This window comes from Collinsella aerofaciens (genome assembly GCF_015558785.1).
In the GTDB taxonomy this organism is placed as follows: domain Bacteria; phylum Actinomycetota; class Coriobacteriia; order Coriobacteriales; family Coriobacteriaceae; genus Collinsella; species Collinsella aerofaciens_P.
The window spans coordinates 59697-81804 of record NZ_JADMOP010000009.1 but is presented as its reverse complement, the minus strand read 5'-3'; the positions used below and the strand labels follow the sequence as shown (position 1 = coordinate 81804).

19 protein-coding genes, 5 tRNA genes and 1 pseudogene are annotated in these 22108 nt (G+C 60.2%); 19 read left to right on the top strand and 6 right to left on the bottom strand.

The window, feature by feature from the left end; genetic code table 11:
* The first annotated feature begins 89 nt into the window (after nucleotides 1-89).
* Both I2G40_RS05865 and I2G40_RS05860 read left to right on the top strand, forming a co-directional pair.
* Nucleotides 90-2729 (top strand): ATP-dependent Clp protease ATP-binding subunit, encoded by a 2640-nt coding sequence (locus tag I2G40_RS05865; RefSeq protein WP_195544462.1) that lies wholly within the window; start codon nucleotides 90-92, stop codon nucleotides 2727-2729.
* A 214-nt stretch (nucleotides 2730-2943) separates the two neighbouring features.
* Nucleotides 2944-4401 carry an aminoacyl-histidine dipeptidase gene (locus I2G40_RS05860; protein WP_195544461.1) on the top strand — a complete coding sequence of 486 codons (1458 nt, stop codon included), beginning with the start codon at nucleotides 2944-2946 and terminating at the stop codon, nucleotides 4399-4401.
* An 80-nt stretch (nucleotides 4402-4481) separates the two neighbouring features.
* Here the strand turns inward: I2G40_RS05860 and I2G40_RS05855 are convergent, their stop codons facing one another.
* On the bottom strand, nucleotides 4482-5060 hold the full coding sequence (locus I2G40_RS05855; RefSeq protein WP_195544460.1) for a manganese efflux pump MntP: 579 nt from the start codon (nucleotides 5058-5060) through the stop codon (nucleotides 4482-4484).
* 373 nt (nucleotides 5061-5433) lie between these two features.
* Here I2G40_RS05855 and disA point away from each other — a divergent pair, with 373 nt between their 5' ends.
* The 17 genes from disA to rplA all read left to right on the top strand — a co-directional run bounded on the left by disA (nucleotide 5434) and on the right by rplA (nucleotide 16438).
* Nucleotides 5434-6474, top strand: coding sequence for a DNA integrity scanning diadenylate cyclase DisA (gene disA, locus I2G40_RS05850; RefSeq protein ID WP_369796797.1), 1041 nt, complete (start codon nucleotides 5434-5436; stop codon nucleotides 6472-6474).
* A complete protein-coding gene (gene ispD, locus I2G40_RS05845; RefSeq protein WP_022093924.1) occupies nucleotides 6474-7202 on the top strand; it encodes a 2-C-methyl-D-erythritol 4-phosphate cytidylyltransferase in 729 nt (242 codons plus the stop codon). The genes disA and ispD overlap by 1 nt, the downstream gene beginning before the upstream one ends.
* Nucleotides 7192-7686 (top strand): 2-C-methyl-D-erythritol 2,4-cyclodiphosphate synthase, encoded by a 495-nt coding sequence (gene ispF / locus I2G40_RS05840; RefSeq protein WP_006234975.1) that lies wholly within the window; start codon nucleotides 7192-7194, stop codon nucleotides 7684-7686. Before ispD ends, ispF begins: the two co-directional genes overlap by 11 nt.
* Nucleotides 7687-7689: 3 nt before the next feature.
* The gene (gene cysS / locus I2G40_RS05835; protein WP_195544459.1) at nucleotides 7690-9156 is read left to right on the top strand and encodes a cysteine--tRNA ligase; all 1467 of its coding nucleotides are present in this window, start codon (nucleotides 7690-7692) and stop codon (nucleotides 9154-9156) included.
* 186 nt (nucleotides 9157-9342) lie between these two features.
* A complete protein-coding gene (gene rlmB / locus I2G40_RS05830) occupies nucleotides 9343-10263 on the top strand; it encodes a 23S rRNA (guanosine(2251)-2'-O)-methyltransferase RlmB (RefSeq protein ID WP_195544458.1) in 921 nt (306 codons plus the stop codon).
* A gap of 3 nt (nucleotides 10264-10266) precedes the next feature.
* Nucleotides 10267-10944: an NYN domain-containing protein gene (locus I2G40_RS05825; RefSeq protein ID WP_195544457.1), complete on the top strand. Its 678-nt coding sequence runs from the start codon at nucleotides 10267-10269 to the stop codon at nucleotides 10942-10944.
* A 224-nt stretch (nucleotides 10945-11168) separates the two neighbouring features.
* Nucleotides 11169-11243, top strand: a tRNA-Thr gene (locus I2G40_RS05820).
* Nucleotides 11244-12056: 813 nt separating this feature from the next.
* Nucleotides 12057-12138 (top strand) — tRNA-Tyr (locus I2G40_RS05815).
* Nucleotides 12139-12148: 10 nt separating this feature from the next.
* Nucleotides 12149-12224, top strand: a tRNA-Thr gene (locus I2G40_RS05810).
* Between the two features lie 3 nt (nucleotides 12225-12227).
* Nucleotides 12228-12304: transfer RNA gene (locus tag I2G40_RS05805), tRNA-Met, on the top strand.
* A gap of 96 nt (nucleotides 12305-12400) precedes the next feature.
* Nucleotides 12401-13591, top strand: a complete 1191-nt coding sequence (gene tuf, locus I2G40_RS05800) for an elongation factor Tu (protein ID WP_035137538.1) — start codon at nucleotides 12401-12403, stop codon at nucleotides 13589-13591.
* Nucleotides 13592-13870: 279 nt separating this feature from the next.
* Nucleotides 13871-14020, top strand: coding sequence for a 50S ribosomal protein L33 (rpmG, locus tag I2G40_RS05795; RefSeq protein ID WP_022093895.1), 150 nt, complete (start codon nucleotides 13871-13873; stop codon nucleotides 14018-14020).
* A 13-nt stretch (nucleotides 14021-14033) separates the two neighbouring features.
* A tRNA-Trp gene (locus tag I2G40_RS05790) sits at nucleotides 14034-14109 on the top strand.
* A 76-nt stretch (nucleotides 14110-14185) separates the two neighbouring features.
* The gene (gene secE / locus I2G40_RS05785; RefSeq protein WP_035137537.1) at nucleotides 14186-14524 is read left to right on the top strand and encodes a preprotein translocase subunit SecE; all 339 of its coding nucleotides are present in this window, start codon (nucleotides 14186-14188) and stop codon (nucleotides 14522-14524) included.
* 3 nt (nucleotides 14525-14527) lie between these two features.
* On the top strand, nucleotides 14528-15064 hold the full coding sequence (gene nusG / locus I2G40_RS05780; protein WP_099432095.1) for a transcription termination/antitermination protein NusG: 537 nt from the start codon (nucleotides 14528-14530) through the stop codon (nucleotides 15062-15064).
* A gap of 120 nt (nucleotides 15065-15184) precedes the next feature.
* Nucleotides 15185-15613: a 50S ribosomal protein L11 gene (gene rplK, locus I2G40_RS05775; RefSeq protein ID WP_022093893.1), complete on the top strand. Its 429-nt coding sequence runs from the start codon at nucleotides 15185-15187 to the stop codon at nucleotides 15611-15613.
* A gap of 117 nt (nucleotides 15614-15730) precedes the next feature.
* Entirely contained in the window at nucleotides 15731-16438 is a 708-nt protein-coding gene (gene rplA / locus I2G40_RS05770; protein WP_022093892.1) for a 50S ribosomal protein L1, read from the top strand.
* A 125-nt stretch (nucleotides 16439-16563) separates the two neighbouring features.
* Here rplA and I2G40_RS05765 read toward each other — a convergent pair whose 3' ends face one another.
* From I2G40_RS05765 to I2G40_RS09835, 5 genes and pseudogenes are all read right to left on the bottom strand, one after another.
* Nucleotides 16564-17274, bottom strand: coding sequence for a metallophosphoesterase family protein (locus I2G40_RS05765; RefSeq protein WP_195544456.1), 711 nt, complete (start codon nucleotides 17272-17274; stop codon nucleotides 16564-16566).
* Nucleotides 17271-19187 carry a BMP family ABC transporter substrate-binding protein gene (locus I2G40_RS05760; protein ID WP_195544455.1) on the bottom strand — a complete coding sequence of 639 codons (1917 nt, stop codon included), beginning with the start codon at nucleotides 19185-19187 and terminating at the stop codon, nucleotides 17271-17273. Before I2G40_RS05760 ends, I2G40_RS05765 begins: the two co-directional genes overlap by 4 nt.
* 92 nt (nucleotides 19188-19279) lie before the next feature.
* The gene (locus tag I2G40_RS05755) at nucleotides 19280-20047 is read right to left on the bottom strand and encodes a mechanosensitive ion channel family protein (protein ID WP_195544454.1); all 768 of its coding nucleotides are present in this window, start codon (nucleotides 20045-20047) and stop codon (nucleotides 19280-19282) included.
* Nucleotides 20048-20175: 128 nt separating this feature from the next.
* Nucleotides 20176-21627 carry a 5'-nucleotidase C-terminal domain-containing protein gene (locus tag I2G40_RS09610; RefSeq protein ID WP_229090680.1) on the bottom strand — a complete coding sequence of 484 codons (1452 nt, stop codon included), beginning with the start codon at nucleotides 21625-21627 and terminating at the stop codon, nucleotides 20176-20178.
* Between the two features lie 242 nt (nucleotides 21628-21869).
* Nucleotides 21870-22079 (bottom strand): annotated as a pseudogene (locus I2G40_RS09835) (hypothetical protein); the annotation flags it as partial.
* Nucleotides 22080-22108 lie beyond the last annotated feature (29 nt).

The window sequence follows — 22108 nt, the reverse complement described above, 5'->3', positions numbered from 1 at the left end:
TTAACATAGACAACCTGTGGGTAAAGAGACAAAAGCGCCGCCGACGGGCGGGCGTTTTGATTTCGATGAACTCATGTAAGGAAACGAGCATGTTAGATAGATTTACCGATCGAGCGCGCAAGGTCATGTCGATGGCCAAACAGGAGGCGCTCGATCTGCACTCAAATAAGGTGGGCACCGAGCACCTGCTGCTCGCACTCGCCAAGGAGGACGAGGGCATCGCTGCCGAGGCGCTGCGCTCGCTTGATATCTCCTACGACGACATCATGGACACCCTCAAGGAGGTCCAGACCACGGTTCCCGAGCCCAGTGAGGAGACCGAGGCGGCCAAGCTCGCCTTTACGCCGCTCGTCATTAGCGTGATGGAGCGTTCATTCCGCGTGGCGCGTGAGAACAACCAGACCTACGTGTCGACCGAGCACCTGCTCATCGGTATCGTCGAAGAGGGCAACGGCATGGCCATGGACATCCTCATGCGCCTGGGTGTGTCGTCCGCCTCCATCAAAAAGGCTATCGAGAAACTCACCGCCAAGGACCAGGACAAGAAGCGTCCGCTCGCCGGCGCCGGTGCTGGTCGTCCCGGTGCGGGCCTGCCGTTCTTTAGCGGCTCGGATGCCTCTCAGCAAAAGGGGAGCGGCACCGACACGCTCAAGCAGTTCGCCACCAACCTCACTCAAAAGGCGCGCGACGGCGAGCTCGATCCCGTGATTGGCCGCGAAAAGGAAGTCCAGCGCATGATGGAGATCCTTTCGCGCCGCACCAAGAACAACCCGCTTATCCTGGGCGATCCCGGCGTGGGCAAAACGGCCATCGTCGAGGGCCTGGCGCAGCAGATCGCTGCCGGCAACGTGCCCGAGAACCTCATGAACCAGAACATCTGGACGCTCGACCTGCCGGGCCTCGTTGCGGGCGCCAAGTATCGCGGTGAGTTTGAGGAGCGCCTCAAGAACGTGATCCAGGAGGCCACCGAGGCTGACGACGTCATCCTGTTTATTGACGAGATGCACACCATCATCGGTGCCGGTTCTGCCGAGGGCTCCATCGACGCGAGCTCCATGCTCAAGCCCGTGCTTGCACGCGGTGCCTTCCAGATTATTGGCGCCACCACGGCCGAGGAATTCCGCAAGTACCTCACCAAAGACCCAGCCTTCGAGCGTCGCTTCCAGACTATCGATGTCGAGGAGCCGAGCGTCGAGGACACCGTCAAGATCCTGACCGCGCTTAAGCCGCGCTACGAGGAGCACCACCATGTGCGCTACACGCAGGGCGCTATCGAGGCTGCCGCGAACCTTTCCAACCGCTACATCCAGGATCGCTTCCTGCCCGATAAGGCCATCGACCTCATCGACGAGGCCGGTGCCCGCGCTCGCATCGCCGCGAATCGTGCGCCCGAGCCGGTGCGCGAGGCCGAGCATCGCATAGAGGAGCTCAAGGCCGCCGCGCAGGAGGCCACCGAGAGCGACGACATGAACAAGGCCGCCGAGATCACCGAGCAGCAGAAGGCCGCCGAGATTGAGCTCGCCGAGGCCAAGGCCGCCTGGACCGCCGAGCTCGACGCCAGCCCGCTCACCATCGACGTGAGTCAGATTGCCGACATCGTGTCCGTGACCTCTGGCGTGCCGGTTTCCTCGCTCACCGAGAGCGAGAGCCGTCGCCTGCTGCAGACCGAAAGCGTGCTCAAGACCCGCATTATCGGCCAGGACGAGGCCGTCGAGGCCGTCGCCAAGGCCGTGCGCCGCAGCCGCTCGCCGCTCAAGGACCCGCGTCGTCCCGGTGGTAGCTTTATCTTCCTTGGTCCCACCGGCACAGGCAAGACCGAGCTCGCCAAGACGCTCGCCGAGTACCTCTTTGGCAGTAAGGACGCGCTCATCAGCTTCGACATGTCGGAGTTCGGCAGCGAGTTCGAGGTCTCCAAGCTTATCGGTAGCCCTCCGGGTTACGTGGGCCACGACGAGGGCGGTCAGCTTACCAAGGCCGTTCGTCGTCACCCGTACTCGGTCGTGCTGTTCGACGAGATCGAGAAGGCGCACCCCGACATCTTCAACATTTTGTTGCAGGTGCTGGAGGAGGGTCGCCTGACTGATAGCCAGGGCAAGACGGTCGACTTCCGCAATACCGTGATCATCATGACGTCCAACGTGGGCGCCCGCGAGATCGCGCAGGATGCGAGCGTTGGCTTTTGCACCACCGGCGAGCAGGGCCTCACCTCGAGTGAGATCCGCGGCCGCGCGATGGGCGAGCTCAAGCGCCTGTTCCGCCCCGAGCTGCTCAACCGTATCGACGACATTGTGGTGTTCCAGAAGCTTTCGGGCGAGAACCTGACCAAGATCGCGCACCTGCTGGTGGACGACCTGCGTCAGCGCCTGATTGCCAACGGCATGAACATCAAGCTCACCGATGCGGCGTACGACAAGATCGTGGCCGAGGGTACCGACCTCACCAACGGTGCGCGTCCGCTGCGTCGTGCCATCCAAAAGCTCATCGAGGACCCGCTGTCCGAGGAGCTTCTGGCCGGCGAGTGGGACGAGGGCGATACCGTCCTGTGCGACGTGGCCGATGGCAAGTTTGTCTTTAGCCACGGCACGGGCGAGATCCCGGCACCGCGTCCGGCGGGCACGCTCGGCGGCGATACCGCCCCGGCGGCACCGCACACCGGCAACGCCGCGCCCGTGAGCGGCGTGACCTCGGGCCCCGGCGGCATGATGCAAGCCGGTTCCGGCGCGCTGTAGGGCGTGGCGACAATTTGATACGCGCAATCGAGGCGCTCCGGAAAGGGCGCCTCGATTTGTAGAGCTGCGGAAGCTGTGACCGTTACGCTATACGGTCCACCGTTAGCCGATGATGCGAGGGCGCTCGGCGTTTTCGACTGGTTTATGCACGCAAAGTCTGGGAATATACAAGGCGCATGTCTTACTGTCTAACCAGTTGCGCCAAGGAGGCACCATGGACTACAAGATTACCGGCTACGAGCCCGCCCAGCTGTTCCATTTCTTTGAGGAGGTCAGCGCGATTCCCCGTGGGTCTGGCAACGAGAAGGGCATCAGCGATTTCCTGGTCGCGTTTGCCAAGGAGCGCGGCCTCGATGTGTATCAGGACGAGGTCTACAACGTCATCATTCGCAAGCCCGCATCTGCCGGCGCCGAGAATGCCCCGACCGTGATGCTGCAGGGCCACATCGATATGGTGTGCGACAAGTTGGGCTCCGTTGAGCACGACTTTACGACCGATGGTATCGACCTGGTCGTCAAGGACGGCGTCCTTACCGCCAACGGCACCACCCTGGGCGCCGACAATGGTATCGCCGTCGCGCTTATGCTTACTGTGCTCAACGACGATTCGATTGCCCATCCGGCCCTCGAGTGCGTGTTCACCACCGACGAGGAGACCGGCCTGGTTGGCGCCGAGACGCTCGACAAGTCCCAGATCAGCGCCCGCACCATGATTAACCTTGACTCCGAGGAAGAGGGCGTTGCCACCGTCAGCTGCGCCGGCGGCGTCGTCGTTACCTACACCTGCCCGATCGCGCGCGAGCACAAGACCGGTAGCACCCTCACGCTCGACATCTCCGGCCTGCTGGGCGGTCACTCCGGCAGCGATATCCACCTGGAGCGCGGCAACGGCAACCTCATCATGGCCCGCATCATCGACCGCCTGATGGTTGCCGGTGAGCCCGCCATCGTCAGCTTCAACGGCGGCACCAAGGACAACGCCATCAACCGTGAGTGCAAGGCCGTTCTGGTCTATGCCGATCACGCTGCCGCCGAGGCCGCGGCCGAGATCGCCCGTGGCATCATCTCCGACGTCACTGCCGAGCTCGAGGTCTTCGACCCCGGCTTTACTTGCACCGTCGAGATTGCCGATGACGCCGAGGTCGAGGCCATGGACCAGAAGTCCGCGCTTGCCCTCATCCGCGCCCTGCGTCTTGCCCCTAACGGCGTGATTCGCCGCAACGTCGCCACCGACGGTTCTGTCGAGGTTTCCTCCAACATCGGTGTGGTTGCCACTTCTGACGACGAGGTCAAGATCATGCTGTCCCCGCGCTCCTCGATCACCTCGCTGCAGAACGAGTTCAAGGACCGCCTGCAGACGCTGGCCGATGTCCTGGGCTTCGACGCCAAGTTTGAGTTTGAGTATCCCGGCTGGAGCTATGCCGAGCATTCGCCGGTCCGCGAAGTCTTTGTCGAGAGCTATCGAGAGCTCTTTGGCTCCGAGCTGCGCATCGAGTCCATTCACGCCGGCCTTGAGTGCGGCCTGTTTGCCGAGGCTCTGCACGGCCTGGACGCCATCGCCGTGGGCCCGACGCTCTCCGATGTCCATACCCCGGACGAGAGCATGGAGCTCGCTTCTGCCGAGCGCTTCTACGAGCTGCTCATCGACGTCCTCAAGCGCCTTGCCGCGTAAAGGTCGCCTTGGTTAAGCCGCTCTATTACGGCTGGCTATGAAAACGGCCGCCTGGCGTAATGCCGGGCGGCCGTTATTCGTTACAGTGCGAGGATCCCCAGATGCTCAAGCAAGATCTTAAGCCCGATGAGGACGAGCACGACGCCGCCCACGATGGTGGCGGGTTTTTCGTAGCGCGCGCCAAAGGTGTGGCCAATCGCCACGCCGGCGACGGAGAAGATAAACGTTGTGATGCCTATAAGCGATACAGCGGGCACGATGTCGACCGAGAGCGCGGCAAATGAGATGCCCACGGCTAGGGCGTCGATTGAGGTGGCGATAGCGAGGATCAGGTACTCGACCAGGTCAATCTTTTCGGCATCCTTGCCGTCGTCTTCATCCTCGTCTTCGGTAAAGGCTTCCCACAGCATTTTGCCGCCGATGAAGGCGAGCAGGATAAAGGCGATCCAGTGGTCGATGGGGCCGACGATGCCCATAAACTGGCTGCCAAGCGCCCATCCGATTACGGGCATGCCGGCCTGAAAGCCGCCAAAGAACAGGCCGAGCGCCACGGCGACTTTAAGGTTGATCTTTTTCATGCCGAGACCTTTGCAGATGGAAACGGCAAAGGCGTCCATCGAAAGGCCAACGGCGAGCAACACGAGCTCTGCGAGTCCCATAGTCTGGCTCCCTCTCTGCGGGCGGGCCCGCGTGTACCTCTTGAGGGAGTAATAAAAAAGACCCGTGGCGTACGCGTTGCGCGCACAGCCACGAGTCTCGTTCATTAAGGCAAGCCAGGCCGCATCGGCCAGTGTGTTGACTTACCGCGCCACCGGAGGCGAATCCGGTCACGCGACTACTCCCTCATTTATGCGAATCCCGATGCTACCACATGAACAGCTGATTTGGGTTGGGCTCTCAGCTGTGTTCGCTCATTCTGTAAGCATCGGATTTCGCAAGCGCCGCAGGGACAAACCGTGAGAAACTATTTAGCGTTTATGGAGCGTATACGATGGGAGCGATGCCTTGGATAAGAACGAGCTGCAAAAGCGTATGGAACAGGCCATCCGCCTGACGGCACCTGGTCAGCCGATCCGCACCGCCCTCGACATGATCATCGCCGGTCACCTGGGCGCCCTTATCTGCGTCGGCGACACCGAAAACGTGCTCGCTGCCGGTAACGACGGCTTCCCGCTCAACATTTCGTTTACCTCGAACCGCCTGTTCGAGCTTTCCAAGATGGACGGCGCCATCGTTATCGATGGCGACCTCACCCAGATCCTGCGCGCCAACTTCCACCTCAATCCCGATCCCTCGCTCGCCACGAGTGAGACGGGCATGCGTCACCGTACTGCCGCTCGCATGTCGGTGCTCACCGATGCCATCGTGATCTCGGTCTCGGCCCGTCGCGCCGTCGTTAACGTGTACGTTCACGGCAAGAGCTACGAGATCCAGCCCGTCACCACCATCATGAGCTCGGTCAACCAGCTCGTCGCCACGCTCCAGACTACCCGTCAGTCGCTCGATCGCTCCCTGCTGCGCCTGACGGCCCTTGAGCTCGACGACTACGTCACGCTCGCCGACATCACCGGCATCTTCTCGAGTTTCGAGATCATGCAACAGGCAAAGACCGAGCTTAAGGATTGCATCGTCAAGCTGGGTAACCAGGGCAAGCTCGTGCAGATGCAGCTCGAGCAGCTCGCGGGCTCCAGCATGGATACCGAATACGACTTGATGATCCGCGACTACGCAAGCGATTCCTCCGAGGCAAACGCCGAGAAGATTCGCGCCGAGCTGAGCCGCATGACGCCTAAGGACCTGTCCGACCCGCAGCATGTGGCGGCGGTTCTGGGCTATGACGACCTGGACGAGGACTCCGTCATGACGCCGCTGGGCCTGCGCACGCTTTCGCGCGTGTCCGTCGTGCGCGACGGCGTGGCCGAGAAGATTGTCGACGAGTACGGCTCGCTGCAGGAGCTCATGGATGACATCAGCGAGGATCCGGAGCGCCTGGGCGACTTTGGCGTTAACAACCCTGCCATTCTTGCGGACTCCCTGTACCGCATGAAGGGCACCAAACAGGGGAACGCATAATGGCGCCCGTATGCGCCGTGGTCGTTGCCGGTGGCAGCGGCCAGCGCTTTGGTAACCCCGGCGGCAAGCAGCTCGTCAATGTAGCGGGCCGTCCGCTTATGAGCTGGTCCATCCGCGCGTTTGACCGTAGCGATAAGGTCGGCCACATCGTCGTGGTTTGCCCTGCCGAGCGCCGTGCCGAGATGCGCCGCCTGGCCATCGACCCGTTTGACTATGACACGCCCATCAGTTTTGCCGATGCCGGCGATACCCGCCAGGACTCCACCCGTGCCGGCGTGCACGCGGTGCCGGCGGGCTTTGAATACGTCGCCATTCACGATGGCGCTCGTCCGCTCATCACGACCGAGGCCATCGATCATGCGATCGACGTGCTTGTGGGCGACCGCTCGCTCGACGGTGTCGTGTGCGGTCAACCCGCGATCGACACACTCAAGATCGTCGACGGCGATAACATCGTCGAGACGCCGCCGCGTGAGCTTTATTGGGCTGCGCAGACGCCGCAGATCTTTAGCGTCGATGCTATGAAGCGCGCCCACGCTGCAGCCATTGCCGAGGGCTTTATCGGCACCGATGATTCGTCGCTGGTCGAGCGCATGGGTGGGCGCGTCCGCTGCGTCCAGAGCCCGCGCGATAACCTTAAGGTGACGGTGCCCGAGGACTTGCGTCCCGTAACCGCGATTCTGCTTGGCCGTATGGCCGAGGGAGAGGACCTTCCCCATGTTCAGTAACCTGCGCATTGGCCATGGCTACGACGTTCACCGTCTGGTGGAGGGGCGTCGATGTATCATCGGCGGTGTCGACATTCCCTACGAGCGCGGCCTGCTGGGCCACTCGGATGCCGATGTGCTCGCGCACGCCTTGGCCGACGCCATTCTGGGCGCCTGCCGTGGGGGAGACATTGGCAAGCTATTCCCCGATACCGACCCCGCCTATGAGGGTGCCGATTCGATGGTGCTGCTCGCTCGCGTGATGGACTACGCGCGCGAGCTGGGCTTCGAGTTTGTCGATGCCGATTGCACCATTGCCTGCCAGCAGCCTAAGATCACCCCGCACCGCGATGCCATGCGTGCCAACCTTGCCCATGCCCTGGGCGTTGACGTCGAAAACGTGGGCGTCGCCGCCACTACGACCGAAAAGCTCGGTTGGGAAGGCCAGGGCGAGGGAATCGGCGCCTGGGCCGTCTGCCTGCTACAGAAAACCGTTAAGGAGTAACGAATGCGTATCTACAACAGCGCTACCCATAAAAAGGAAGAGTTCCAGCCCATCGAGTCCGGCAAGGTCCGCATGTACGTGTGCGGCCCCACGGTCTACGACAACATCCACATCGGCAATGCCCGCACGTTCATCAGCTTTGACGTGATTCGTCGCTGGCTCATCGCGAGCGGCTACGAGGTCACGTTCGCCCAGAACCTCACCGATGTCGATGACAAGATCATCAAGCGCGCCAACGAGCAGGGCCGCACTGCCGCCGAGGTCGCGACGGAGTTCTCGGACAAGTTCATCGGCGTCATGCGCGCCGCCAACGTGCTCGATCCCGATGTGCGCCCCCGCGCCACCAAGGAGATCGGCCCCATGATCGCCATGATCAAGACGCTTATCGAGCAGGGCCACGCTTACGCAGCCGATAACGGCGATGTGTACTTTGCCGTGCGCAGCGATCCCAACTATGGTCAGGTCTCGGGCCGCAACATCGACGACCTTATGGTTGGCGCGCGCATCGAGGAGAACGAGGACAAGAACGACCCGCTCGACTTTGCCCTGTGGAAGGCCGCCAAGCCCGGCGAGCCCAGCTGGCCGAGCCCCTGGGGCGAGGGCCGTCCCGGTTGGCACACCGAGTGCGCCGCCATGGTGCATCGCTACCTGGGTACTCCGATCGACATCCACGGCGGCGGCTCCGATCTTGCCTTCCCGCATCACGAGAACGAGTGCGCTCAGGCCACCTGCGCCTGGCACCAGGGCTTCTCCAACACCTGGATGCACACGGGCATGCTGCTGGTCGACGGCGAGAAGATGTCCAAGTCGCTTGGTAACTTCTTTACGCTGGCCGAGGTCCTCGAGCAGCACTCCGCTGCCGCCCTGCGTTTGCTGATGCTGCAGACGAGCTATCGCTCACCGCTCGACTTTTCTTGGGAGCGCCTGGAGGGTGCCGAGAACTCGCTCACGCGTATCGCCGGTACGGTCGAGAACCTGCGCTGGGCTGCGAACCACGCGACGGCCGATGCCGATGCGGCTGCCGCCGAGGCGTTTGCCGCCAAGGCCGCCGAGACCCGCGCCACCTTTAAGGAGTGCATGGACGACGACTTTAACACCGCTGGTGCCATGGGTGCCGTCTTTGGCTTTGTCACCGAGTGCAACCAGTACCTGGAGCAGGCGGGCGACGCTGCCGGCAAGACCGCCGCGCTTGCCGCCGCCGACACGCTGGCCGAGCTGCTCGATACGTTTGGCGTCGAGCTTCCCGAGCCCAAGGTCGAGCTGCCGCTGGGTCTGCTGGGCGTTGCCGCCGGTCTGGTCGCCTACACGGGCGACGACGTGGACGAGGCCGCTGCCAAGATTCTCGAGGCCCGCGCCGAGGCCCGTGCCGCCAAGAACTGGGATCTGGCTGACGCCATCCGCGACCAGCTCAAGGACCTGGGCCTCACCATTGAGGATACCGCCGCCGGCACCCGTATCAAATCTCTCTAATCCCCGCGGGTTTCCCAAGCACCCGACCTTGCCGTTCAAACCGTCGCTCGCGTACTCAAGTACGCGTCGCTCCTCTTTCACGGCAATCTCGGGCACTTGGAAAACCCGTACCGACCGCTTGAGCTATTCGTCTTAAGCGGTCGCTTCTTTTGTCCTGTTTGAAAAGTATTTAAAGGAGGCCGCTTTATGGCCGACAATCGCAAGCGTGCACCTCGTGGCGGCAAGCAGGCCGCTTCTGGCTCGCGTCCGATTCGCCGCAACGACCGCGCTGCCGCTCCCAAGGGCCAGCGCGAGCGCTCCCAAGCCCAGGCTGCGCGTCCGCAGCGAGATCGCAACCGTGACAACGTTCAGGTCTCCAAGGGCGAGTTTATCGAAGGCCGCCGTGCTGCCGCCGAGGCGCTGCGTACCGGCTTTCCCGTCAAGTGCGCGCTCATCGCCGAGGGCGGCGAGCGCGATGCCGCCCTGTCTCGTCTGGTCGATGACCTCAACGCCGCGGGCGTCCGCATTAAGTATGTGCCGCGCGCGCAGCTCGATGCGCTGTCGAGCCATGGCGCTCACCAGGGCATTGCGCTCGAGGTGGGCAACTTCCCCTATGCCGATGTCGCCGATATCCTCGACCGCGCGGGCGACGGTCCGGCGCTCGTCATCGTGCTCGACCATGTGACCGACGACGGCAACTTTGGCGCCATCGTGCGCTCCGCCGAGGTTGTGGGCGCGGCCGGCGTCGTCATCGCCAACAAGCGTGCCGCCGGCGTGACCGTGGGCAGCTACAAGACCTCAGCCGGCGCCGTCATGCATCTGCCTATCGCGCAGGTTCCAAATATCGCCCGTGCACTCGACGACCTCAAGGCCGCTGGCTTTTGGGTGGGCGGTGCCTCCGAGCACGCCGAAGGCAGTTGCTGGGATGCTCCCTTCGAGGGCCGTGTGGCTCTCGTCATGGGCTCCGAGGGCGACGGCATCTCGCGCCTGGTGCTCGAGAAATGCGACTTTTTGACCAAGCTTCCCCAGCGCGGCATGACCGAGAGCCTCAACGTTGCCCAGGCAACGACGGCGCTATGCTTTGAGTGGTTACGTCGCAACGCCGGCGAGCTCATGGGGGAGGAGTAGCGCATGTCCAAGAAGAACCGCGCCAAGTCCAAGGCCAAGCGTTTTGGCGAAGGCTCGGCCAAGCCGATTGTTTCGGCCGCGACCTATGGTGTGGGCGGCAATGCGTTTGCGCAGGCCATCGCCGATCCGGTCTCGACGGTGCTTTCCAATAAGCCCGAGCTGCTGGTGGTCGACGGTTACAACGTGATCCACTGCACGCCGCGCTACGAAAAGCTCGTATACGACCATTCCGACGATCCGTATTCCAGCGACGTTCACGATATGGCGCGCACCGCCCTCATCAACGACGTCGCCGCCTTTGCCCAGGGCCGCTACGAGGCCGTGATCGTGTTCGACGGCGCGGGCAATATCTCCAGCGAGCGCCCCAACCTGCCGGCTCGCGGCGTGCGCATCGAGTTTTCGCCGACGGGCGTCTCTGCCGATACCGTGGTGCAGAAGCTCTGCATCGAGGCACGTGAGGAGGGCCGCGCGTGCTCCGTGGTGTCGAGTGACGGCACAATTCAAGCCGTCGTCATGGGCAAGGGTGTCACGCGTATCTCGAGCCGCATGCTGGTGGACGAGATCAAGCAGATTGACAACGACGTTCACGAGGCCGAGGAGGCCCCGCAGATCAAGATGACCCTGGGCAGCCGCTTGAGCCCCGAGGCCTTGGCCAAGCTCAAGGCCCTGCGCGGGAGGTAGGAAACCTTCTATGGGGAGCTGCTTTCTCGATTGACCAACCAACTAGTTTATAATCAATGGGTTGCGGCTTGGCATCGTCAAAACGAATAGTTTTTGGTTTTGGCGAACGGATAAAACTATTCGTTCTGACGAAGGGTTTTGAGATGTGGTCGGTCAAAGGGTCTGTTGCACCCCGTCCGCAATTCCTTTATTCTTAACTGGCTTCGCGCGAAAGCGCCAAGTGTGCCAGTGTGGCGCAACGGTAGCGCAACTGATTTGTAATCAGTGGGTTGCAGGTTCGATTCCTGTCACTGGCTCCATGAGAGTTTCGGGTTCTGTTCCCTTGTGGGACAGGGCCCGTTTCTTTTATGTCGATAAGTCAGCGTGTTTAGCGCCAACCAAGCTTCAGGTTTGTCTCGATCCGTAACACGAGTGGGCTGAAGACCCTCCTTATAGTTACAGATCGAGACATTGCCAAGGGACGGCCGATAACATCTCGATTTGTAACACGAAGAGGCTGAAAACCGTTCTAGCTGTTACGGATTGAGACGTTAAGACGGGTTGAGCGGGAAACATCTCGATCTGTAACAGATAGGGGAGGAATAACCCTCTTACTGTTACAGATCGAGACGGAAGCCGGGGTGGGGCTGATCGTCCTCATCGAGCGTGGATTATCGGACACACGAGCGTGGAAAATCTTCCGCCTAGTGAATGAGCGTGGATAATCTGCCACTTTGGATTCGATGGCACGGCAAAGTGGGAGATTATCCACGCTCGATTTCAAACGGAAGAAAATCCACGCTCGATTTTGCCTGGGAAGAGCAATCTTCTGTCTGGGCAGCCCCGATCTCGACCTATATATAGGTGCAAATAAGCTGGTATCGAAGTTCGATACTGAAGGTGTACTCCACTACAGCAAAGTGTTACCTTGGGAAACGTCACCTTAGTATCCAAAACCACTGTCCTTCATATCCAAACTCAATAAAACCGCAGGTCACGGCTATATAGATACGCCCGGCACCGTGTATCTAGAGGTTTTCGTTGACAGCCCCCAAGGTGGCATCGTATTATCTTCTTCGTTCGCGGGGGCGGCGGTCCAAAAGACCAAAGGACCTGCGGATACTTGAACGATTGGGAGTTTGCCCGAGTGGTTAATGGGGACGGGCTGTAAACCCGTTGGCTCTGCCTACATAGGTTCGAATCCTATAGCTCCCACCCGTCAAGTGCCTGTATAGCTCAGTCGGTAGAGCACTTCGTTGGTAACGAAGAGGTCACCAGTTCAAGTCTGGTTGCAGGCTCCATCCGGCGGTGTAGCTCAGTTGGTTAGAGCACACGGTTCATACCCGTGGCGTCACTGGTTCGAATCCAGTCACCGCTACCATAGGTAACACGGTGGCTTCTCAATAGTATGTTGAGAGGCCACTATGGTATAAAGGCAAAGTCCCGTCCGGGGACGACCTGTTAAGAGGAGGGCTTTATGGCCAAAGAGAAGTTTGAGCGCACTAAGCCGCATGTTAACATCGGCACCATTGGTCACGTCGACCACGGCAAGACCACGCTGACCGCTGCCATCACCAAGGTTCTCTCCGAGACCGAGGGCTGCAAGGCTGACTTCACTGCGTTCGAGAACATCGACAAGGCTCCCGAGGAGCGCGAGCGCGGCATTACGATTTCCGTCTCCCACGTTGAGTACGAGACCGCTGCCCGTCACTACGCTCACGTTGACTGCCCGGGCCACGCTGACTACGTCAAGAACATGATCTCCGGCGCTGCTCAGATGGACGGCGCTATCCTGGTCATCGCTGCTACCGACGGCCCCATGGCTCAGACCCGCGAGCACATCCTGCTCGCCCGTCAGGTCGGCGTTCCCTACATCGTCGTCTTCCTGAACAAGTGCGACATGGTCGACGATGACGAGCTCATCGACCTCGTCGAGATGGAGACCCGTGAGCTCCTCTCCGAGTACGATTTCCCCGGCGACGACATCCCCGTCATCCGTGGCTCCGCTCTGGGCGCTCTCGAGGGCGACGCCAAGTGGATGGACGCCATTCGCGAGCTCATGAAGGCCGTCGACGAGTACATCCCGACGCCTGCTCGTAACAACGACCTCCCGTTCCTGATGGCCGTTGAGGACGTTATGACCATCTCCGGCCGTGGTACCGTTGCTACTGGCCGTGTCGAGCGCGGTGAGCTCAAGCTCAACGAGCCCGTCGAGATCGTCGGCATCAAGGATACCCAGAACACCGTCGTTACCGGTATCGAGATGTTCCGTAAGTCCATGGACTTCTGCGAGGCTGGCGACAACGTCGGTCTGCTGCTCCGCGGCATCAAGCGTGAGGACATCGAGCGCGGCCAGGTTCTCTGCAAGCCCGGTTCGGTTACCCCGCACACCAAGTTCACCGGCGAGATCTACGTTCTGACCAAGGAGGAGGGCGGCCGTCACACCCCGTTCTTCGATGGTTATCGTCCTCAGTTCTACTTCCGTACCACCGACGTTACCGGTACGGTCAAGCTCCCCGAGGGCACCGAGATGGCTATGCCTGGTGACCACATCACCATCGAGGGCGACCTCATCCACCCGATCGCCATGGAGGAGGGCCTGCGCTTCGCTATCCGCGAGGGTGGCCACACCGTCGGTTCGGGCATCGTCTCCACGATCATTGAGTAAATTAGCTCTTTGATATAGCTGACTTAGAGAACCCGGCACTTATATGGGTGCCGGGTTCTTTTCTGCAATGGATATTGAGCCGTTGCTGGTGTCGAGAGGATCGATAATGGTCCTGGATGCACCGTCGATTAGCTCTCGATGGCTTCATTGATGTGTTCCAAATATGAATGGATCCACCGAGAACCAATTGACTCGAGGTTTTCATTGACAGCACTTACGTGGAGCTGATAAAGTAACAACTCGTGCCCGTACGGGGCGGAAATGAAAGGTTCAGGATACATGCGTACTCTAGTTACTCTTGCGTGCACTGAGTGCAAGCGCCGCAACTATACGACCACCAAGAACAAGTCGACCATGCCTGATCGTATGGAGATCAAGAAGTATTGCCCCTGGTGCCGTCACCACACGCTGCACAAAGAGACTCGCTAGTCTCTAGTCACATACGCCAGTAGTTCAATTGGTAGAGCATCGGTCTCCAAAACCGAGTGTTGAGGGTTCGAGTCCTTCCTGGCGTGCCAGTCATTATTCCGTAAGCTCCCACTTGGGGGCTTACGGTTTACTCATGTATAAGCGCATTGCGCGGAGGTAACCCAAATGGCCAACAAGAAGAACAAGAAGAAGGCTCAGCAGCCGGCACCTGCCAACAAAGCTGCCGCCAACTCCAAGGTTGAGGCCAAGAAGGCCGTTGCCAAGAAGAACGAGAAGGCTGCGAAGTCCAAGAAGAACGAGAAGCCTGGTTTCTTCGCCCGCACCAAGAAGTATTTCGCTTCGGTCAAGTCCGAGATGAAGCGTGTCACGTGGCCCGATAAGAAGGAGCTCGTGAACTACTCGGTTGTTGTTTGCGCTTCTCTGATCGTCGTCGGCGTCGTCATCGCTCTGCTCGATGCTGGCTTTGGCGAGGCTCTTGCTCTGTTCTCTGGATTGAGGGGCTAAACCATGTCTAAGCGTTGGTACGTCGTTCACACTTACTCTGGATACGAGAACCGCGTTAAGTCCGATCTCGAGCATCGCATCGAGACTATGGGCATGCAGGACCGTATCTTTGATATCGAGATTCCTATGGAGCGCGTCACCGAGATTAAAGAGGGTGGCAAGCGTGAGACCAAGGATTCCAAGATCTTCCCGGGTTATGTCCTGGTCCGCATGGAGATGGATGACGATGCTTGGACGTGTGTTCGTAACACGCCTGGCGTCACCGGTTTCCTAGGCGGCAACGGCAAGCCCGCTCCGCTTTCCCGCGACGAGTACAACAAGATGACTCGTCGTCCCGGTAAGGGCGATTCGCCCAAGCGCACCTCGGTTGATATTGAGGTCGGTACGTCCGTCCGCGTCACCGATGGCCCGCTTACCGACTTTGATGGCAAGGTCTCCGAGGTTAACACCGAGGCTGGCAAGCTCAAGGTCACGCTGATGATCTTTGGCCGCGAGACGCCGGTCGAGCTCGACTTTAACCAGGTCGCTGTCATCGCTTAAGTTTTCGTCCGTTCGCGCGAGCGTGCTTCTTCTGTGACTGCTCATCTCAGGAGTGCTTCTAACACGTGCGTGCTTACGATATAGCAAGTACTTCACACTCGTGATTCGAAAGGAATGACCATGGCTGAGAAGAAGGTTGCCAACGTCATTAAGCTCCAGATTCCTGCTGGTGCAGCAAACCCCGCTCCTCCCGTCGGCCCCGCCCTGGGCGCTGCTGGCGTGAACATCATGCAGTTCTGCCAGGCCTTTAACGCCGAGACGCAGGACAAGAAGGGTGACATCATCCCCGTTGAGATCTCTGTCTACGAGGACAAGTCCTTCTCCTTCATCACCAAGACCCCGCCGGCGGCTCACCTTATCAAGAAGGAGCTGAACCTCAAGTCTGGTTCCGCTAAGCCCCAGGCTGACAAGGTTGGTCAGCTCTCCCAGGAGCAGCTCACCAAGATCGCCGAGATCAAGATGCCGGACCTCAATGCCAACGACATTGACGCCGCCAAGAAGATCATCGCCGGTACCGCCCGTTCCATGGGCGTCACCATCGCTGAGTAGCGATTTCTTATGGTAACGGCGGGTGCTCCGACCGGGGCGCCCGTTAAATGTGTGCAATAGGGCACACGATACGATGTGGGAGGGCTCACGCCCGTTTAACCACAGGAGGTAATGCACATGGCTAAGCATGGTAAGAGCTATAACGCCGCTGCCGAGAAGATCGACCGCGCCACGCTCTACACCCCCCTTCAGGCTGCCAAGCTCATCAAGGAGCTCGACACCGCCAAGTTCGACGAGACCGTCGAGGCTCACTTCCGTCTGGGCATCGATACTCGTAAGGCTGACCAGAACATCCGTGGTTCCATCTCCCTGCCCCACGGCACCGGCAAGACCGTTCGTGTTGCCGTCTTCGCCGAGGGCGAGAAGGCCCGTGAGGCTGAGGCTGCCGGCGCCGACATCATCGGTTCCGACGAGCTCGTCGCCCAGATTCAGAAGGGCGAGATCAACTTCGACGCCGCTATCGCTACGCCGAACATGATGGCCAAGGTTGGCCGCATCGGTAAGATCCTTGGTCCCCGTGGCCTCATGCCGAACCCCAAGCTCGGCACCGTGACCATGGACGTCGCCAAGATGGTCTCCGAGCTCAAGGCTGGCCGCGTTGAGTACCGCGCCGACCGCTACGGCATCTGCCACGTGCCCCTGGGCAAGAAGTCCTTCTCTGAGCAGCAGCTCGTCGAGAACTACGCTGCCCTGTACACCGAGATTCTGCGCGTCAAGCCCTCTTCTGCTAAGGGCAAGTACGTCAAGTCCATCTCCGTGTCTTCCACCATGGGCCCTGGCGTCAAGGTCGATCCCGCTGTCCAGCGTGACTTCCTGGCTGAGTAACTGCTAGTTACTGCCTGAGTACAGCAAGCATTGCTAAAGAAACCCGGTTCTGCCTTGTGCAGGACCGGGTTTCTTGCTATCGCGTCAAAACCACCTCAAAGGGGACAGCGTCCCCTTTGAGGTGGTTACCAGGGTGTTCTGGCGGTTGAGGACTCGATGGCATCGTGGCGTTTGAGCTCGCGGCGCATGGTTTGCGAGTTGAGCCAGGCTGCCTGCCAGCCACGGATGGGGTAGCGCGTTTGGTCGAGCTCAAACTGCGTATAGCCGCAGGCGTTGATGATCGTCGTTCCACACGCATGCTGCCGCTCGCGCTGAAAATCGTAACCGTAGCTTTGGTGTACATGCCCATGCACCATGTAGTCGGCCCCCCAGGACTCAAGCGCCGTGTTAAAGCACTCAAACCCTCGATGCGGCAGATCGTCCAAATCACCCACACCGGCGGCGGGTGCATGGGTAAGCAGAATGTCGCACCCGCCGACCATCCTAACCTTACGCGACAGCTTACGCATGCGCTTGGACATCTCGCGTTCGGTGTACATGTTGGCGCCGTCGCGATAACGCATGGACCCGCCAAGGCCCGCAATGCGAATCCCCCGGTACGTGTACACGCTGTCTTCTACGCAGATACATCCGCCCGGTGCATGACGTGCGTAGCGGTCATCGTGGTTGCCGCGCACGTAGATGAGCGGTTTGTTGATGACCGTAACCAAAAACTCAAGATAGTCCGGGTCCAGATCGCCGGCGGACAAAATCAGGTCGACTCCCTCAAAGCGTTCCTTGCGAAAGCACTCCCAAAGGCATCGTTCTTCGGTATCGGCTATGGCAAGGATTTTCATAGGGCAGGGACTTTCGGCTCATCGTCGAGCTGCGGAATGGTGCCTACCACGTTATCCGCCAGCCAATTCATCTCGACAATCTGCGTGCTCGGCAGCGGAGGGAAGCCTTCGATCTGTACCACGCCGTTCTGGCTGTGGAGCTCGCCGCCAAAGGGGTTGATGGATCCCTCAACAATGCCGTTACGGAGCAACTGCACGAGTTTGCGCGTCTGGTAGGGTAGGCCCGGAGCGTAACGGATGTCGATAACGCCAGAGCTCATGCCGTACCAGTAGTTGACGGCGCGCACTTGGTTGTCATCGCTGGTCTCGTCCCACGTGCCGTGCAGAAGGCTGCGAACGATGAGCTCGTAGTAACGGCCCCAGTTCCATACCGGCATGGCGATGCCGGTAACCTTGCCATCGACCAGGCGGTGAAGTCCGTAGGCCGTGGGGTCTTCGAGCGACTTTGACATGTCGGCGCCGGTCATGACGCTTACACCTTCGCGGCACATGGCCTCGGCAAGGCCTCCGGCGGGCACATCGCCCCAAGTCAGGATAATTTGCGCACGGGGGTCGAGCAGCGAGGCGCCAATCGCAAAGGCGTTGATCTCGCTGAGCGCGCCCGAGGCGAAGACCGACGCGTGGTAGCCGATGCGGTGGTTGTCCGCCATGCTGGCGGCAAGGGCGCCCAGGAGGAACTTGGCCTCGTACATCTTGCCAAAGTACGAACGGACGCTTTGATGGGGAAGGCCGATAGAGCAGTTGAGGAACCGAACCTGGGGATACTCAACGGCAGCCCTGAGCGTGTATTCCATCAGGCGGTGCGAGGTCGAGAAGATGACGTTTGCCCCATGTTTGACAGCCGTTTCCACGGCGGCGTAGAACACATCCGGATCGTGACAGTCCTCGAACGCCTCGGTGCGCACGATACCGCCAAAGTGCTCATCGAGATACTGACGCCCTTGGTCGTGCAGGCTGTCCCAGCTCGACGTCGCACAGGGGAACTCATGGATAAAGGCGATGCGCAGGGGGTTGGTCGCCGAATAGACGGTCTTGCCCATAAAGAAGTTGAGCACGCCGGAGGTGGACTTGGCGGGCGACTCCTCCTCGTCGACGCTCGGCGCTTCAACAAGATCGACCTTGTCCTCGTCATTTTTGCCGGCAATGACCAGCTCGCGCCAAATCTTGCACAGGCGGTTTACGACGATATCCGTTGGCGTATCCAGCAGGCGGTCCTGGTTGTACACATTGAGGTACACGAGCATGGCGTCGGCGGGCGTAATGTCCAGGTGGTCGCCGCCTGCGCGAAGGTAGGCGCGCTTAAAGAGCAGGAAGGTGTGGCGCAGGTAGTCGACCTTTTTCTGCGGCCATTTTTCGATAAGGTTCTGACCGAGCATCTTGGCGAGCGTTTCGTAGCTTCCCTCACGCGAGAACTCGATCTCGTATAGGGGGCAGACGCGCCAAAACGCGCAGAACTCGCCGTACAGGCGGCTTTCGACGGAATCCCATTTGCCGGGGTAGAGACGGGTGACCTTGGCCGAAACCGTCGGGGCGTCTAGGAATTTAAGGACACTAACGCGTTTGTTGCCTTCCTGGACATAGAACCGATGCATGAACTCGGTGACGATGATGGGGTCGCGATAGCCCTCGGTTACCTGGATGTCGTAGAGGTTGGACCACTTGCGGGCGAACTCGGTGCTAAACGGAAGCAGGGGCATAAAGTTACACGAAAAGGCGGACTGACGGCCCTTGGTGACCGTGCCGACGACCATTTCGAGCGGAATATCCCGCAGGCCGACATTCTCTCGCTGACCTAAGGGGAGCTGAGCAACCAAGCTATCGAGGTCCGTAAGGTATGGATGCTCGCTTTGGCTAATGGCGCGTCGACGTCCTTGCTCGCCGCGCTTGCGTGCTTGACGATAGGCCTCTTCCATAATGTTGCTCCCTTAGTCGTTTAAACAACTATATGAACCATGGTACCACGAATGAAAACCACTACAAAGATGCCTGTCCCCTTTGCGGTGGTTTAGGCGATGATGGGGGCGATGGCGCGGATGCAGGCGTCGGCTGCCGTGAAAGTAGTGCTGTCGTCGCTGACGATAAAGATGATCTTTCCTTTGATGCCAAAGTCGCCGATTTCGCTAAAGAGTACGTAGGGCTCCTTGTCAAAGCCCGAGATGGGAAGCACGGCGGCCTTGGTGGCGCTGGTCAGCTCGTCTGCCAGTGCGTCGAGCGAGGCCCACTTGGACGTGTCCTTTACGGCAACGGGCACGGCCACACGCCCAAAGGGCATCAAATGCACGAGCGTGTTCTTGGAGATGTTGGAGTTGGGCACAATGATGGTCTGTCCACAGGCATCCTCAATCGTTGTATGGCGCCAAGTGATGTCTTGGACCACGCCCGACACACCGCCGACCTCGATATTGTCGCCGGGCTTGATGATGCCCATAAAGGTCACTTGCATGCCGCCGATAAGGTTTGAGAGCGTGTCCTGGAAACCCAGGGAGATGGCGATGCCGCCGACGCCAAGAGCGGCAACGAGGGCGTTTGCGTTAATGCCAAAGCAGTTGTCGAGGATAAAGCTGCCGCCGATCATCCAGATGACGGCGCGCGCGATGTTGATGAAGATACTCGATGCCGGTAGCGGGTTATCGTCTCGGTTAAGCAGATGATTCAGGGTCTTGGATACGACCTTGGCGGCGACGGCGGTGCCTATCGCCAAGATGACGGCCCAGATGATGTTGTGGACCCACCGTTGCTCAAAGAAATGAAGAATCGGCTCAAACAATTCCATGTAGGGAAACCTCCTAATGATCGTCCAACCATGATACCCACCAAGAAGCCCGTCCGATCAAATTCGGACGGGCTTCTGTGCTCGATATAAAGTTTACGCGGTGGGGCTGCAAGGCTCGGCGGTGTAGCTTAGCGTCGACGCTTCCAGATAATGCCGAGCATGATGACGATGATGCCGCCGACAAGGCACGCGCCAACTACTGCCAGCGTGCGGTCTCCCGTTGCGGCGAGCTTACCGGTCGTCTTCTTGGTGATGACCTTCGTGGTCGCCGTGTCCGTCTTAGACGAGGGCTTAGGCGCCGGGGCCGGTGAGGGCGTGGGGTCCACGGCTGCGGAGCCGAAGCCGATGGTGCCGGCGAGCCCGGCCATCTTGCTCTCCCAGCCGTTCTGCCCGATCAGCGCCCTTAGCGATGACTCGCAGGTACCCCACTCGGTGTGCTTAGTGGCGTTTGCGAAGGTGGGGAAGTCGGTCGTGTTGGTGATGATGTAGTTGTTGGTGGCGACGGTATAGGTCTTGGCGGGGTCGAGCGTGCTGCCGTCTTTGGTGAGTGTGGCACTCACAATGCGCTTGCCTTCGGGCTGCGTCCAATCAATCGTCACGTTGATGCCGCCAAAGGAGAGAACGCTGCCAGAGTCATCGCGCCACTTGTACTTGTCTTGCGCCTCCTGCTCGGTATGGCCGGCTGCCACGTAGGCTTGCTGAAGCTCGTAGCTGTGATTGCACTCGTCGCTGATTTGTAGCGAGTGCTCGAGCGCTGCGAGGAAGTCCGAGCCGGTCATGGTCCAGGTCTCCACGGTGTTGCCGTAGGGCGAGATGGCGATGACGTTGCCGGCGGTCACGTTGCCCGCCGCGATGCCGCCGCGGATGCCGCCAGCGTTTTCGATAGCGAGGTCTGCGCCCGTCAAGGCAAGATAGGAGCCGCAAATCACGTGGCCGATGGTCTGGGCTTTGGTGGTGTCGTCCTCCTTGCTGGGGCGGAAATCGGTGGTGCGCACCATTTCCCAACCATGCGTGCCTGCGGCGTCCTCGCCGTAGAAATAGTTGGTGGTGGATGTGCCGAGCACCTTGTTCGATTCGTTTTCAAAGGCCTCGTCGAGCGGCTTGATCTTGTTGCGGACGGCTTCAAGGCAGCTTTGGTAGTCGGAGCCCTTGTCGGGGTCTGCCAAAAGGTCGTTGACGTTCTTGGCGGTGTAGAGCTTCTCGTCGCTGCCGTCTGCAGGGACCGTGACCGTGTCATCGTCGGTCGTCTCGGTGCCATTGGTGTCGTACTTGTACGGAATGGAAAGCAGCCCCACCTCGGCAAAGGCGCTGCCTGCCTCGACAACGTGGATCGTCTTGCCGTCGGCTCCCGTCACCTTCTCGTTAAGGTTGATGTGCTCGTGGCCTGCGATAAGGGCATCGACGCCACGGAGTCGCGTGGCAAAGGTCTTGGCGTCGAGCGTGTGCGCGATACAGACGACAACATTGCAGCCCTCCTTGCGCAGCTGCTCTGCCTCGGCATTGATGGCGTTCGCGGCACCCGAGAACGACGTACCCGCGACCACGTCCGCGCGCAGCGAGGATCCCAGCGACTCATCCATGGCGCCCACGACGCCGACCTTGATTTTGTAGTCGAATGTGGAGTGATCTTCGCTATCCTCCCAGGTGCGATCGAGCGTCTTCGTGATGCTCGAGCCCCAACGCCGCTCGTAGACTTTGCGTTCGCGCAGAGCATGGCGAAGGGCGTGCCGGTGGTGCTGTAGCCGGTCATGGTGCGGAGCTTGTCCGCGCCGTAGCTCCAGTCGTGGTTGCCCGGCGTGGTCGCGTCGTAGCCGTCTACATAGAAGGTGTCCATGAGCTCGGCGATGCTCTTGCCCTCGCTCATGGTGGCGAAGGACTGCCCGTGGAAGGTGTCGCCCGCATCGAGCAAAAGATCGGGGGCGCTGTTTTGGGCGCTATAGAGAACCGCCAGCCCATCAAAGCCCACAGTGCCGGTGCCCTTGCTTGCGTTGTAGCTGTACTTGTAGCTGCCGTGGATGTCGTTGGTGTGCATGACGGCCACGGAGCCGTCAATAGCGGCGG